Source organism: Streptomyces sp. NBC_00576, from assembly GCF_036345175.1.
Taxonomy (GTDB): Bacteria; Actinomycetota; Actinomycetes; order Streptomycetales; family Streptomycetaceae; genus Streptomyces.
Window position 1 is genome coordinate 6,729,619 of the sequence record NZ_CP107780.1, and the last position, 13,120, is coordinate 6,742,738.

Consider the following 13,120-nt stretch of genomic DNA (forward strand, 5'->3'; position numbering starts at 1 on the left):
GCGTCCGAATGGGGTTGAGAGAGTGGCGAGAGGCTGCTGGGCCTCGATGATCCCGACGAGTGGGATGCCGCGTTCGAGCGCGGTGATGATCACCTAGGTACGGCGGTGGGGTTGGCGTTCCAGTGTTCGCTGGAGGAGGCGTCGCCTCGGATTGTCAGGGCGATGCAGTTGCCGGACGGCGGCCAGCGCGGGTTCGCGTTCACCGCGGCGGGCACCGCGGCGCGGCTCAACGGTGAGCTGACCCCGGAGCTGTACGCCGCGCTGCGTACGGAGGGGCGTCGCGGCCTCGCCGAGACCGCCATCGACGACACGCTGACGTTTCGTGCTGTTCCGGGTATCTGCCGCCGTGGTTCAAGTGGCAGACGGTCGCGTCAACGGTGCGGGACAAGCTGGAGACCTGGTGGCTGGAGTCCACGTACTTGGTCGAGGTCGCCTTGCGGGCACTGCGAGGCCGCCGTTCCTGAACGGATGTTGATCAAGGAGAAGGGTTCTGCGGTGTGGCCGACGACAGACTGTTGGAGGGTGCGGACGACATCGTCGTCGGCCGTGGTTACGTGGGCCGGGAGAGAGCCGCTGAGGTGGCGGTGGCGGTGCCCGAGGCGCGCACCCGCATTCTCGACTGGCTACGGAACCTGTCCGACGGCGGAGACTGGCGGAGGTTCGAACGGCTCGCGGGAGTGGCGGTGCACCTGCATCCGGACGAGCTTGCCCCGATCCTGGCGTCGGTGCTCGAGTCAGGCGTACCGGGTGTGAACGCGGAGGACCTGGTCGACATGCTCGGCGAGCTGCGGGCCCCCGAAGCGGTGGAGGCGATCAGCTCTCTCGTACAGGGGCGGACGGGCTCCGACGGGCCCCTGTACGCGCTGTGCGTCAAAGGGATCCAGTCGCTCGGGGAGATCGGCACCCCTGAGGCGAACCGGTTTTTGAGGGACGTCGCCACGAGCGAGCCGAGCGCATGGCCTGCCCCGCTGAGGTGGCATGCGGCGGAGGAACTGGGCATCGAGGACGAACTCGGGTTCGACGAGGACGAGATGCTCGGCGGGATGTAGGCGGCCCGTGACGCTTGGAGGACCGGGCGGCTGGGGGTACCCCAGTCCACCGCCGAGCCGTCCAACGCCGCACCGACGTCGTCCAGGTCTTCCCCAACCCGGCCGCCCTCGAACGGCTGGTCACCGCCGTGCTCAGCGAAATGCACGACGAATGGATCGCCTTCCCCCGCCGCTACCTCTCCGAAGACGGCATGACGGCCATCTACGCCGACAACCCGCGCGTCCGATAATGGCGTTAACGTAAGCAGGGAGATGGGTCCAAGAAATGTGGCGTGAGATTGTCGAAGAGTTCACCTCGGCGGAGCCGCGCGATCCCGCAGAACCAAGTGCCGTCGACCGCATCGAAGAGGCCCTCGGGCAGTCACTCCCTGAAGACCTCCGCAGCTTCCTGCTGGAGACGGACGGATTGGTCGGAGCGTACGGCACCGACGTCGTCTGGCCTGCCGAGCGCATCCTGAGCGACAATCTCTACTTTCGGAACGACACACAGTTCGAGCAGCTTTACATGCCCTTCGGCTCGCTCATCTTCTTCGGCGACAACGGCGGGGGAGACCAGTTCGCCTTCGTGCGGAAACCGGAACGCGACGACGTGTTTGTCTGGGATCACGAAACGGACGGCCGCAACTTTGTTTCTGCCGGCCTGGGGAGCTACTTGCGCAGCGCGCTGGGGAGCGGCGGCGGGGAAGACTGGTACCGATAATTGACGGGAGAGGCGGACATGGTGGCCGGGTGGGACTGGGACGGCGACGAAAGCCTGCTGCGTTTTGACGACCCCGCCGAGTGGGACGCGGCATACGAACGCGGCGAGGACTCACTGGGCTCCGCCGCAATCGGGCTTGCCTTCAACTGCTCTCTGGCCGAGGCCTCGCCACGCATCGTAAGAGCGATGCAGTTGCCGGACCGTCACCAGCGGGGGTTCGCGTTCACCGCGGCGGGCACCGCCGCCCGACTCAACGGCGAGTTGACACCAGAGCTGTACGCCGCGCTGCGGGCGGAGGGCCCCGGCCGCAAGAGCATCGCGGGGTTCGCCATCGACGACACCCTCGACTACGTGCCGTTCCGGCAACTGCCGCTGTGGCTCAAGTGGTGGAAGGTCGTGTCAAAGGTGCTGGACAAGCTGGAGACCTGGCGGCTGGAGTCCGTGTACGCGGCCGAGGACGCATGGAAGGGCCTGCGTAGACGTCGCTCCTGAGGGAGATGTGGGCATGCGGCCGGCTATAGGGGTGTTTGGCATCCGTCTGCGTCGACCCCTTGAAGATCCAGGATCGAGACAACATGAACAGCACCTTCAAGTACCGTCTCCGCAGCCCTCTCGGCGGTCTCGCCGCCGACCTGACGGCTGAGTGCACCCCTCCTGGCGCTGGTGACGAATTCTTCCTGCTGGTTGATCGAAACGTGCGCCTCTCGCTGCCCCAAGTTGTCAACTGGCGGGACGCGGCCTGGCTGTCCTTCGGTCTGGCGGTCCATGCGCCCGATCTGATCTCCCGGAATCCTCGCGGAATGTTCGTCCGAGTCCTTTCGTTTGAGTTCCCGCTCGCTCATTTCCGGTCGGAAGTGGCGGCCCTGGCCATGGACGGCTGGCTACGGCAAGAATTCGCCCTGCCCGATCGCGGGTTGCGGGCCGTCTTTGACGAGGAGAAGGGAAGCTATGGGTTCCGTTGGGGAGATTGTGCCGAGCCGTTCTCGGACGGTCTCCCGGAGTAGAACCTGAGAGGATATGAGGCTGAACGGAATGTCCGAGCAGGTCACCCCCATTTCGGAAGCAAGGCTTGCCCGCGCGGTGTTCGGTCCGCTCGGGGGTGTGGTGGAAGTCGGTGCGGTGAACTCCACGGGTACTTGGGAGCTTGCCGATGTCTCGGTGGGTGACTTTCTGGCGCGCAGACAAGGTGACGTGGAGCGACTGCTCACCGGCATCCGATCGGTCTGCGGATTCAGCGACGAGGCCATGGCGATAGTCGAGGAGCTGGGCCGGTTCCGTGACCACGAGGTGCCTGCGGCGTTCCTGCTCCTGTGGTCGGCGGGTGTCACAGGGGTTGTGCAGCCTCATGAAAAGCTTGAAGAACCGCCTGTGGTGCGACGTATGTGCCGGATGGCTGCGGACCTGCAGCTGACGCACTTCCTGCAGGCCTTGATCACGGCCGCCGTCGCGACCGGAACGGAACCCCGGCACGGAGCGTCGGAGGTCGCTGAACTCCTCGGAATCGCAGCGGACTTGGCGGACGCGACGGGCGGCAGCGCCCCGGTGGACATCTTCAGGATGTGGCGAGTCGCCCATCTGCCGGGCATCCTCCGCCCCGAGTCGAACGCGCCGGAGAGCGGGAAAACAGCCTTTCGGAAGTACGACCAGGCACTGGAGGAACTGTTCGCTGCCGCCTGATTCCTTCATTGGGGGCGCCCTTCGACTACGGCTTTCGGAGTGCTCCAGCAGGCTCCGACAACGGCTCCAACTTCCGTACCCAGCACCGACGTCCACCGTGCGGACCGGTCCGCTGATCGGCCTGTCAGGCCGCCGGCGGGCAGGGGCTACGCTGTGGCATGCGGAGTGGGGCCCGTCGTCGAAGGAGACTCGGTGCTGGGACTACTGGGCTTCTATGACGAACTTGACAACCGTCCTGGGCGGCCGAACGGATCGATCCGCGACGCCGTCCAGCCTGTCGGCGAGCCGGACGAGGCGGACTTGGTGGCCTACCTGGATGCCGGCCACGTCCTCATCGACGTCATGGAAGCGGGCCACGACGTCGTCACCGGGAATGCACACCGCCACTCCCTGGGCTGCTCATCACCAGTCACGGATGGCACCTGGCTCTGGCGTCTGGACTTCCCGCACTACGTGGAGACGCACCACGTCCTTCTCCCCGAGGAGTTCGTCGAGCACGTGCGAGGCCTGAACCATCAGATGCCGGCCCTCATCGCGGCGCAGTTCGCCCCCCGTTACAACGAGACCATGCCCCTGGTCGGCTGGGCCTCTGCTGTCCCGTGGCGATCGACCGAGGCCGTGCTCGAACCCGAACCGCGCGCGGTGACAGGCAAAGCAGAGTTCGACGCAGCGATCCTGTCCCAGGCGCGAAACCGACCGCAGGGCGACTGGAGCAAGCCCCGCAAGCCGCGGAGGGTATGAGGCAACACCGCCTCAGCCACGGTCTACGGCTGGAATACCAGAAGACGGAACTGTGTGCTGCGCGCCTGACTGGGCCCCTGCCGGTTGGTCCAGCGGGAGAGTGAGGGAGCGTTCCTCTGCTCGCCGGCGAGTACGGGATTCACGAGGCCGTACGGCGTTCATCGCGGAGTTCGGAGACGGACGCCGCTCCTGAACGAACCTGAGGTCAGGTGGCCGTGTGTGAAGTGTCGGCCTTGAGTGTCTTGACGAACGCGGCGAAGGCTCGGGGCGGGAAGGTGAGTGAGCCGTGGGCCGGGTCTTTGGAGTCGCGTACCGCGACTCGGATGCGCAGGTCCGCTATCTCCACGCAGGCGTTGCCCTCCGCGCCGCCGGAGAAGGTGGACTTCTGCCAGTTCAGGGCCTGAGTCATCGGATGGGCCTCACAGTTCCTTCGACAGGTGGTGGATGAAGTCCCTGGACGCTGTGGGGTCCAGCGTCGCCTCCTCCACCTTACGGAAAAGTGTTCGAAGCGTCCGCAGCTGGGGTTCCGCGTCAATGAACACCGTGTCAGTGGCACCTTCGCGTAGCCCGGTGTCGAGTTGGGGTACCGGACCGCCCATGTACATCATCGAGGCGCCGGCGCCGCCGAAGCCGTCCTGGTCGGTGGGGATGACGCGCACGGTCACGTGTCCCTGCTCGATCCGGTCCAGGATCTGCCGGAGTTGAGCCCGGGAGACCTGACGGTCCGCCACACGGGTGCGCAGGGCGAACTCGTGGATGATCGCCTCGTACGGGGTGGGGCCGTCGCCCTCGATGACTGTGTGGCGCCCCATGCGGAATTCCACTCGGGGCGTCAGCTCGCTCTCGGGCAGCTCCGGGCGCATGTATCCGAAGAGGGCTCGGGCGTAGTCCGGGGTCTGGAGGAGTCCGGGTACGTAAGTGATGAGGACTTCACGCAGGTGCGTCGCGTGGTGCTCCGCCTCGGCCAAGTCCAGATTCACCGGGGGCAGGACTGCCCGGTACTCGTCCCACCAGCCTTGTGTGCGGTCGACGGCCATGGTCGACAACGCCTCGATCAATGGCTCGTCCGCGCAGCCGTAGTGGGCGGCCAGGCGGCGGATGCGGTCCTTGCTGACGCCCGCGATGCCTGCCTCAACCTGACTCATCTGGGTCGAGGTCGAGTTGAGGAACGCTGCCACCTCGCGGGCTTTCAGTCCCGCGGCCTCGCGCAGCTTGCGCAGTTCTGTCCCCAGGCGCACTTGTCGCGCGGTGGGATGGCTCCTCGGCGGCACACGTTCTCCTGTTCTCAACACTCGTCAAATCGCGCCCCGTTCGAGTGGCAGGGTACGCCAGCGGGTTGCTGTGGAACAAATTCATGCCATACCGTCGGTGACGCGACGCATACGCTGCGGAATCACCGGAACCCCGGAAGCGCACCGCCCCGTCCTGCCATGACGGCTGCGGCACAGCCACCGCCCGCCCCCCCCAGCGGCCGATCAACTCCCCTCCCCACCAACGGAGTCAAACCCATGCCCGAAACCGAAGGAAACGCCCCCGCCGCGAACGAACCCTGGGAGTACGTCCTCCACATCCCCCACGACCTCCGCGCCGTCACCGTCTGCCGCCGTACCGTCCGCCTCATCCTCACGATGCACGGACTGATCCGCCTCACCGACGTCGCCGAACTCCTCGCGACGGAGCTGGTCAGCAACGCCGTACGCCACACCAAGGGCCCCGTCGCCCTGCGCCTGCGGATGCGGGACGGCTTCCTGCGGGTCGGGGCGTGGGACGCCGACCCCGAACCGCCCCAACCGCCGCCCTCGCCAGATGTGTTGACGCAGCTCACGCACCTGGAGGAGGGGCGCGGCCTGGCGCTGGTCAGTTCGTGCGCCGATCTGTGGGGCTGGCAGCCGCTGAGCGGGAGCGGCGTCAGGGGCAAGTACGTGTGGGGTGACCTCGTCGCGGCCTAGCTCGTTGATCGCACCGAACAGACGATGGAAAGGAGAGCGGATGGTCGGCTCGTCGCATGAGGGCCTGCATCGGATCTGCCAGAAGGACCCGGCGGGTTTCACGCGCACCCTTCAGCGTGTGCTGCACATTCCCATCCCTGAGCCGCGTGAATTCGCGGTGCTGAACGCGGATCTGACGGAGATCGAGCCGATCGAGCGCCGCGTGGACACGTTGCTGAGAGCGGAGACGGACGAGGGCACGTACCTCTTGGTCGTCGAGTCGCAGGGCAAGCGGGACGAGGAGAAACGGGGCAGCTGGGCCTATTACCTCAGCTACTTGTACGCGAAGTACCGCTGGGAGCCGGTGCTGATCGTCCTGACCCAGAGCAGGTCCACGGCTCGGTGGGCGGCGAGGCCGATCCGTCTGGGCCTGCCCGGCTGGCACTCGCTCACCGTACGGCCGCTCGTGCTGAGCCCGGAGAACGTGCCGCTCATCGCCGACGAGGCCGAGGCCAAACGGGATGTGTTCCTCGCCGCGTTCTCCGCGATGACGCATGGTAAGGGCCCGGGTGCCGCTGCCATACTGAAACCGCTGGCGGCGGCCCTGGAGACCACCGACACCGAAGGCGCGGGGATGCTCGCGCAGTTCGTCGAGTCATGCCTGGGAGATGCCCAGGCCAAGCAGATCTGGAAGGAACTGATGATGCCGGTCAACTACTTCTTCCGGCACGAGGTCGCCGAGAAGGTCCGGGAAGAGGGCCGAGAGGAGGGCCGAGAAGAGGGCATCGAGAAGGAACGCGCATCGATGGTCCTCCGGATCCTCGACTGGCGCGGCATCACGGTTCCGGACTCCGTGCGTGACCGAGTGGAGGCCTGTTCCGACCTGGGGCAGCTCGACATCTGGGCCCAGCGAGCGGTCAACGCGACGAACGCGGAGGACCTGTTCGCCGGCGGAACGGACTGACTGATCCGATCCGGCCGCCGGGACGTGATCCGCGTCAGCGGTTGACCGACTGGATCTCCTGGACGTTGATGTCCTGCGTCGTCTCGAACGTGCCGTTCGGGAGGTTGCCCCCGGTACCGTCGCTGCCCTGCCAGGTGATCTCCCAGGTGACGGAGGCTTTCAGCTGGTACGGGCTGCCATCGGTGGCGCGGAGGTACGTGATCCCGCACGGCGGTGGCTCGGATGCCTTGCCCGCTGCGTACGGCGTGCCGATCGAACCGTCCTTGTTGATCGTGCAGTCGCCCGAGGCTGGGTAGGTGGTGGCGTCGGGCGTCCCCGGGGCCAGGTGGAGGGCGACCGGCTTGGCTGTCGTCTCCGCCCACAGGCCCGTGTTGGGGAGCTCGGCGCGGACCTTGACCTCCTGGAAGGTGCCCTTGTCCAGCCAGACCCAGGTGGGCAGGTTGACGGTGGACTTGGCCGTCGGCTTCAGCTCGACCTCGGTCTCGGGGACCTTGATCTTGTCGTAGGCGTACTCGGCAAGCGTCTTCGGGGTGGGCATGTTCGGGTCGTTCGGTTTCTCGCCCGCGTCGACCCAGAACATGATGCGACCGCAGTTCCACGAGTCCGGGTCGCTGGGGTCAGGAGCGACCCCACGCCAGAAGTAGCCGTCCTTGCCGAGGTTGTAGTTCTCGTAGCCCTTGGCGCTGCTGTTGGTGGGGGAGTGCAGATCGAAGTTGTCGGCCGGCTTGCCGTCCTTGTAGTGGTCGGTCCACAACCCCTTGCCCCACCACGACTCGTGGATGCCGACATCGCCGCCACTGTCCGTGTCCACGAACCTCTTGAGCTGCGCGGGGTTGAACTGGGGCTCGTACCAGCACGCCGGAGGCTTCCAGTTGGGGTCGACCGTACCGAGGCTGCCCTTCTTGCCGTTGCCGCCCCCGCCACTCGGGTAGGTGATCTGGATGTTGGAGACGGAGGCCGACAAGTTGCCGGTGGTGTCGGCGCCACCGTGGGTGTTGCTCTGGGTGTCGTCCTTGGTGTTTCCTCCGCCGAAAGCGTGAGCTGACGTCGCGGTGAGGGCCGCTGTCACCGTCGAGACAAGAGCCGCGGTGAGGACCCTCTTGCGCCACGTCATCAGGAGCAACCGCCCCTCTTTGACGTGGTGGAAACGGACTGCCACACGCCTTGCGGGCTCTTCTGCATCGTGACGGTATAGAACACCTCGGGGTCGGTGCCCGCGGGGTTGCTCTCGGTCTTGCCCGTCTCGCGGTTCTTCGTAGCTGCCTTGCTCTCGTCCGTGCAGTAGCTGAGCTGTGCCTTCGTGTTCTCGGCGAAGAGCGCGACCTTGGGGTCGAACACCGGGAGTGCACCTATGACATCGAGGTTCTTGTCCGTGTACGACTTGATCCATTCGCGGTCCTGGGAGAGACCCGCCCTGGTGTCGTAGAAGGCGAGGGCCTCGCTGTCAGGGTTGTTGGCGATGATCGCCGAGTACCCCGCCCGAAGCTGTTCCTTGCCGTCGTTGAGAACGGCCTGTTCGACGGCGTCGCTGCTTGTCCAGTTCGCGAAGGTCAGCTGAAAACTGCTGGGGATGCTGATCTCCGGGCGCTGGACGCCAGACGCCGCCGAAGCCGAAGCCGAGACATGAGCCGAAGGACTACTCGCCCCCGAATCCGCCCCCTTGATGTCGTCCGGCGACGAATCATCGCCACCTCCGCCGCAGCCGGTGAGCAGGAGGGCCGCTGTCGCGGTGAGCGTGACGACGGTGACGGGCAGGGCGCGGCGGGCCACGGTTGATCTCCCCCGGGTTGGTGTGTACGGCAGAGAACGAAGCTATCAGGGGTGCGTAGAGGGCATTTGCGTGCCGTCAGGGGGTTGTGTGGGGACTGTGAGGAGTGTGTCGTGGCGCTTGCGAACGGTCCGGAGGTCGAGCGGTGCCGGCCCGTTCCGCTCGCCGCCAACTCGAACTAAGTGGGCGATAAAGGACGAGTTCCGTACCCCCGGCCGCCCCCTCCTCCGCCCGGCCCTCCACAGCCCTCCACGCCCGAAATAAGATCCCGATAGGCTCAGCACACCCCCATATCTGCCTCCCACCCCACACGACACGAACCCAGGACACCCGCCATGCCGCGACGCAGCACTTCAAACCGGACGGGAAGCTCGTCGGGAGACCCGTCGGGCAGCCGGACGGGCAGTCGGACCGGAGGTTCGTCGGGGCCGGGAAGCTCGCCGGCGCCGAGGAACCGGACTCCGCAGCCTCTGCCCAGGCGGCGGCGCACCTTCGGTGACTTCGTCAAGGCGTTTCTCGCGTTCGTCGCCCTCGTCGGTCTGCTCGTCGCGGTGCCCTACGCGCTCGCCGTGTTTGTCGGCTGGCCGTTCCCGGACGGGTCGCCGTCCCTGGACTGGCTGCAGGAAGAAATCACGGTCAACACGTTCCTCGGCGTCCTGGGCGTCATCGTGTGGATCGCCTGGGCCCAGTTCACGGCCTGCGTGCTCGTCGAGGTGAAGGCCGCGCTGTCCGGTGTCGGGATGCCGGGGCGGGTGCCCGGGGCGGGGCCGAGTCAGCTGCTCGCGCGGCAGCTCGTCGCCGCGCTGCTGCTGGTCGGAGCCACGGCCGCCTCCCTCACCCCCGGACTCTCGCAGCTCGGGAACAGCTATGACGACAACCAGAGGGGCACCGTCGCCTCCGCGCAGGCCACGCCCGGCGGTTCGCTGAGCGGGATGTTCGCGCAGCAGCAGGAGCAGGCGGCCAGCACCGCCGCCGCGCTCGGCCAGCAGGCCGCGGATGCCGCCAGTCACGCGGAGGTCGGAGGGCCGTCGGTCAAGGCCGGTGACACGAAGTACTACCGGATCCAGCCTCCCGAGGGCCGCCACCACGACTCCCTCTGGGAGATAGCGCAGAGGCACCTCGGCGACGGGCGCCGGTACAGCGAGATCTACCAGCTCAACAAGGACCGTGTGCAGCCGGACGGTTCGCGGCTGTCCGAGGCCAGTCTGATCCGGCCCGGCTGGATCATGCAGATGCCCGGCGACGCCCGCGGCGGCGACCTCGTCGAGATGCCCAGCGCCGGCACAGGCACCGGCATCACCGCTCCCGACGCCGGTTCCACCGTCACCCCGCAGGTCGCCCAGCAGATCAACCAGTACGCCCAGACCGGCGACCACGCCCAAGGAGCCGGCGGCGGACAGCAGGGCGGCACCGCCTCGCTCGACACCAACACCACCCGCATCAGCCTGCCCCAGCAGCGCCCGGCGACCGGCTCCCAGGCCACCCCCGCCGTACTCCACGAGCAGCACGCGGTCACTGAGACCGCGACCTCCGCCGAAGCCGACGCCGGTTTCTCCTTCGGCCTCCCCGAAGCCCTCGTCGGCGCCCCCCTTCTCGCCGCCGGTCTCCTCGGCGCCCTCGGCCGCCGACGCCGTCAGGCCCTGTGGCAGTCGGCGCTCGGTGCGGTCGGCGGGCGGCGCGGTATGGAGCCGCCCACGCCGACCGGTGCCGCCGCCGACGCCCAGGACGCGCTCCTCATCGGCGCCGACCCCGAAGGCGTACGCCTGCTCGACCGGTCGCTGCGCGGGCTCGCCGCCTCCCTCGCCGGAGAGTCCCGTCCGCTCCCCACCGTCTACGCCGCCTGGCTCAGCAACGGCGACCTGCACCTCCAGCTCGCGCAGCCCGCCGGGAAGCCTCCGGCCCCGTGGCAGCTCGGGCAGGACCAGACCTTCTGGCTGCTGTCCCGGACCGACGCCGAGCGGTACGAGGATGTCGACACCGCCGCTCCCTACCCGGGCCTCGTCAGCCTCGGGACCATGGACGACTCGCGCCTGCTGCTCAACCTGGAGTCCGTGCCCGGCATCGTCTCGCTGAGCGGCAGCGAGTCCGACCGGGCCGCCGTATTCGCCTCCGTCGCCGCCGAGTTGGCGACCAACGGGTGGTCGGACCGGATGACCATCACGCTCGTCGGGTTCGGCCAGGACCTCACCCCCCTCGCCCCCAACCGGCTGCGCCACCTCGATGACATCGAGGCTCTCGTCGAGACGATGGAGGCCGAGACCAGGCAGCGGCGCGGTGCGCTCGGCGCCGCCGGTCAGGACTCGGTCCTCACCGGCCGTACCGGGCCCGCCCAGCACACCCGTTGGGCCCCGCACCTTGTCCTCCTCGCCGCCGAGCCCTCCGCCGACTATGCCGTCAAGCTCGCCGAACTCGCCGCCGACGCAAGCCGGTTGGGCATCGGATATCTCGTCGGCACCGAGAGCGGTGATCTGCCCGGTGCCGCCTGGGAGATGGAGATCACCAGCGAGGGCAAGCTCCTCGCGCCCCTCCTCGGGCTCGAACTCGACGCCCAGGTACTGCCCGTTGCCCAACAGCGGGCGATCGTCGAGCTGTTCGTCGCCGCCGACCCCGAGCACGCTCCGGACGGGCCGGCGACGACACCTCCCTTCCTCGTCGACATCAGCGAGCAGGGACGGCCGGCGGTGTACGCCCGGCTCGTGGGCCCGTACGAGATCATCGGCCTCGACACCCCGGACGGGGAGCGCAGCCCGCTCCAACACGAGGCGCTCGCACTGCTGTTGCTGCACCGCGAAGGTGTGCACCCGCGTGTACTCGCCTCGGCGCTCTGGCCGCGCGGTGTCACCGACGACGTACGCGAGGCGCTTCTCGAGCGGCTGCGCGTCTGGCTCGGCACCGACCCCGACGGCACCCCCCGCCTGGCCACCGACGCCAACGGGCGGCTCACGCTCGCCAAGTCGGTCGTGTCCGACCTGGACGTGCTGCGCTCCCTCTACCACGAGGCCACGCAGGGCAGGGGCATCGACAGCCGGGTCGTACGCGGACGGGTGCTCACCGACGCGCTCGCGCTGGTGCGCGGCCCACTGCTCGCCGACCGCCCCGAGGGCCGCTACAGCTGGCTCACGCACGAGATCATCGACGCCCAACTCCCGCTCCTGGTCGCGGACATCGGGCTCGCGCTCTCCGAGTTCCACCTCGTGAAGAACCGCGCCGAGCGGGCCATCGAGGCGCTCACCGCCGCACTCAACTCCGCCCCCGGCGACGAGCGACTGTGGCACGAACTCCTGCGCGCCACGCACACCACCGGCGATACGGACAAGCTCCACCAGGTCGCCGTCGACCTGATCCACCGCAGCGGCGCCCGCGGCCTGCCGCCGCGCACCGAGGCCCTGCTCGACGAACTGCTGCCGACGTGGCGCGACGGCACCGCGGCCGTGGGATGAGCGCTGCGGGATGAACATCGACCAGCTGATCGTGGCCGTCTCCGCCCTCTGGGGCGCGGCGGCCGGGACGCTCGTCCCGCGCGCCGCCTACCGGTTCTCCGTCCCGCCCGAGGAGACCTGGCGGGACCGCTGCCCGCAAGGGCACGCGCTCGGCGGCTGGCTGGGCCGGGCACGGTGCGCGACCTGCGCCGGTACGGCCACCAAGGACCGGACGGATGCCGGGCACCTCGCGGCGGGCGCGACCGGTACCTCGTACGACGAAAGCCAGCCGTCCGACGGAAACGCGTCGTACGGGCCCAGCACCCCCCTCCTCGTCCTCGCCACCGCGCTCGTCTGTGCCGCCCTCGCCGCCGCGACCGGTACCCGGCCCGAGCTCGGGGCCTGGCTGCTGCTGGCGCCCGTCGGGGTACTGCTCGCGGTCGTGGACTTCCGGGTGCAGCGGCTGCCCGACCTGCTGACCCTCCCGCTGGCCGCCGCCGCCCTCGTCCTGCTGGGCGTGGCCGCGCTGCTGCCCGAACACGCGGGCGACTGGCTCACCGCGCTGCTGGGAGCGCTGCTCCTGGGCGGCGCGTACTTCGTGCTCTTCCTCATCAGCCCCAACGGCATGGGCTTCGGCGACGTGAAGCTCGCCCTCGGGCTCGGGGCCGTCCTGGGCTGGTACGGCTGGGGGAGTGTCGTGCTCGGCACGTTCGCCGGATTCCTGTTCGGAGGGCTGTACGGCCTGGCCCTGGTCGTCGCGCGGCGCGCCGGGCGCAGGACGTCCATCCCGTTCGGGCCGTTCCTGATCGCGGGCGCGTTCGTCGGGCTTCTGATCGGGGCGTACGCGGCCTGACGTGAGGCCTGGCAGGGTACT

Annotated in this window: 15 protein-coding genes and 1 pseudogene; 11 read left to right on the top strand and 5 right to left on the bottom strand. The window is 68.4% G+C overall.

Features of this window, described 5'->3' with window-relative positions; genetic code table 11:
* Positions 1 to 89: 89 nt before the first annotated feature.
* Complete coding sequence (locus tag OG734_RS29240; protein ID WP_330290456.1) at positions 90 to 302, bottom strand: hypothetical protein; 213 nt, start codon at positions 300 to 302, stop codon at positions 90 to 92.
* Positions 303 to 497: 195 nt separating this feature from the next.
* Here OG734_RS29240 and OG734_RS29245 point away from each other — a divergent pair, with 195 nt between their 5' ends.
* The 7 genes and pseudogenes from OG734_RS29245 to OG734_RS29275 all read left to right on the top strand — a co-directional run bounded on the left by OG734_RS29245 (position 498) and on the right by OG734_RS29275 (position 4,167).
* Entirely contained in the window at positions 498 to 1,049 is a 552-nt protein-coding gene (locus OG734_RS29245; RefSeq protein ID WP_330290457.1) for a hypothetical protein, read from the top strand.
* A 53-nt stretch (positions 1,050 to 1,102) separates the two neighbouring features.
* A pseudogene (locus tag OG734_RS29250) lies at positions 1,103 to 1,279 on the top strand (transposase); the annotation flags it as partial.
* Positions 1,280 to 1,314: 35 nt separating this feature from the next.
* Positions 1,315 to 1,749 (top strand): SMI1/KNR4 family protein, encoded by a 435-nt coding sequence (locus OG734_RS29255; RefSeq protein ID WP_330290458.1) that lies wholly within the window; start codon positions 1,315 to 1,317, stop codon positions 1,747 to 1,749.
* Between the two features lie 18 nt (positions 1,750 to 1,767).
* Complete coding sequence (locus OG734_RS29260; protein ID WP_330290459.1) at positions 1,768 to 2,241, top strand: hypothetical protein; 474 nt, start codon at positions 1,768 to 1,770, stop codon at positions 2,239 to 2,241.
* 83 nt (positions 2,242 to 2,324) lie between these two features.
* Complete coding sequence (locus OG734_RS29265) at positions 2,325 to 2,753, top strand: hypothetical protein (RefSeq protein WP_330290460.1); 429 nt, start codon at positions 2,325 to 2,327, stop codon at positions 2,751 to 2,753.
* Between the two features lie 28 nt (positions 2,754 to 2,781).
* Positions 2,782 to 3,426 (top strand): hypothetical protein, encoded by a 645-nt coding sequence (locus tag OG734_RS29270; protein WP_330290461.1) that lies wholly within the window; start codon positions 2,782 to 2,784, stop codon positions 3,424 to 3,426.
* Positions 3,427 to 3,618: 192 nt separating this feature from the next.
* The gene (locus OG734_RS29275; protein WP_330290462.1) at positions 3,619 to 4,167 is read left to right on the top strand and encodes a hypothetical protein; all 549 of its coding nucleotides are present in this window, start codon (positions 3,619 to 3,621) and stop codon (positions 4,165 to 4,167) included.
* 205 nt (positions 4,168 to 4,372) lie between these two features.
* Here the strand turns inward: OG734_RS29275 and OG734_RS29280 are convergent, their stop codons facing one another.
* Together OG734_RS29280 and OG734_RS29285 are read right to left on the bottom strand one after the other, a co-directional pair.
* The gene (locus tag OG734_RS29280; protein ID WP_330290463.1) at positions 4,373 to 4,576 is read right to left on the bottom strand and encodes a DUF397 domain-containing protein; all 204 of its coding nucleotides are present in this window, start codon (positions 4,574 to 4,576) and stop codon (positions 4,373 to 4,375) included.
* A gap of 10 nt (positions 4,577 to 4,586) precedes the next feature.
* Positions 4,587 to 5,438 (bottom strand): helix-turn-helix domain-containing protein, encoded by an 852-nt coding sequence (locus OG734_RS29285; RefSeq protein ID WP_330290464.1) that lies wholly within the window; start codon positions 5,436 to 5,438, stop codon positions 4,587 to 4,589.
* A 237-nt stretch (positions 5,439 to 5,675) separates the two neighbouring features.
* On the opposite strand from OG734_RS29285, the gene OG734_RS29290 reads away from it, so the two are divergent.
* Both OG734_RS29290 and OG734_RS29295 read left to right on the top strand, forming a co-directional pair.
* The gene (locus OG734_RS29290; RefSeq protein ID WP_330290465.1) at positions 5,676 to 6,116 is read left to right on the top strand and encodes an ATP-binding protein; all 441 of its coding nucleotides are present in this window, start codon (positions 5,676 to 5,678) and stop codon (positions 6,114 to 6,116) included.
* Between the two features lie 40 nt (positions 6,117 to 6,156).
* A complete protein-coding gene (locus tag OG734_RS29295; RefSeq protein ID WP_330290466.1) occupies positions 6,157 to 7,059 on the top strand; it encodes a hypothetical protein in 903 nt (300 codons plus the stop codon).
* Positions 7,060 to 7,093: 34 nt separating this feature from the next.
* Here OG734_RS29295 and OG734_RS29300 read toward each other — a convergent pair whose 3' ends face one another.
* Both OG734_RS29300 and OG734_RS29305 read right to left on the bottom strand, forming a co-directional pair.
* Positions 7,094 to 8,173 carry a hypothetical protein gene (locus OG734_RS29300; protein ID WP_330290467.1) on the bottom strand — a complete coding sequence of 360 codons (1,080 nt, stop codon included), beginning with the start codon at positions 8,171 to 8,173 and terminating at the stop codon, positions 7,094 to 7,096.
* The gene (locus OG734_RS29305; RefSeq protein ID WP_330290468.1) at positions 8,173 to 8,829 is read right to left on the bottom strand and encodes a hypothetical protein; all 657 of its coding nucleotides are present in this window, start codon (positions 8,827 to 8,829) and stop codon (positions 8,173 to 8,175) included. Before OG734_RS29305 ends, OG734_RS29300 begins: the two co-directional genes overlap by 1 nt.
* A gap of 333 nt (positions 8,830 to 9,162) precedes the next feature.
* Here OG734_RS29305 and OG734_RS29310 point away from each other — a divergent pair, with 333 nt between their 5' ends.
* Positions 9,163 to 12,267: a BTAD domain-containing putative transcriptional regulator gene (locus OG734_RS29310; protein WP_330290469.1), complete on the top strand. Its 3,105-nt coding sequence runs from the start codon at positions 9,163 to 9,165 to the stop codon at positions 12,265 to 12,267.
* 10 nt (positions 12,268 to 12,277) lie between these two features.
* Positions 12,278 to 13,099, top strand: a complete 822-nt coding sequence (locus OG734_RS29315) for a prepilin peptidase (RefSeq protein ID WP_330290470.1) — start codon at positions 12,278 to 12,280, stop codon at positions 13,097 to 13,099.
* Positions 13,100 to 13,120 lie beyond the last annotated feature (21 nt).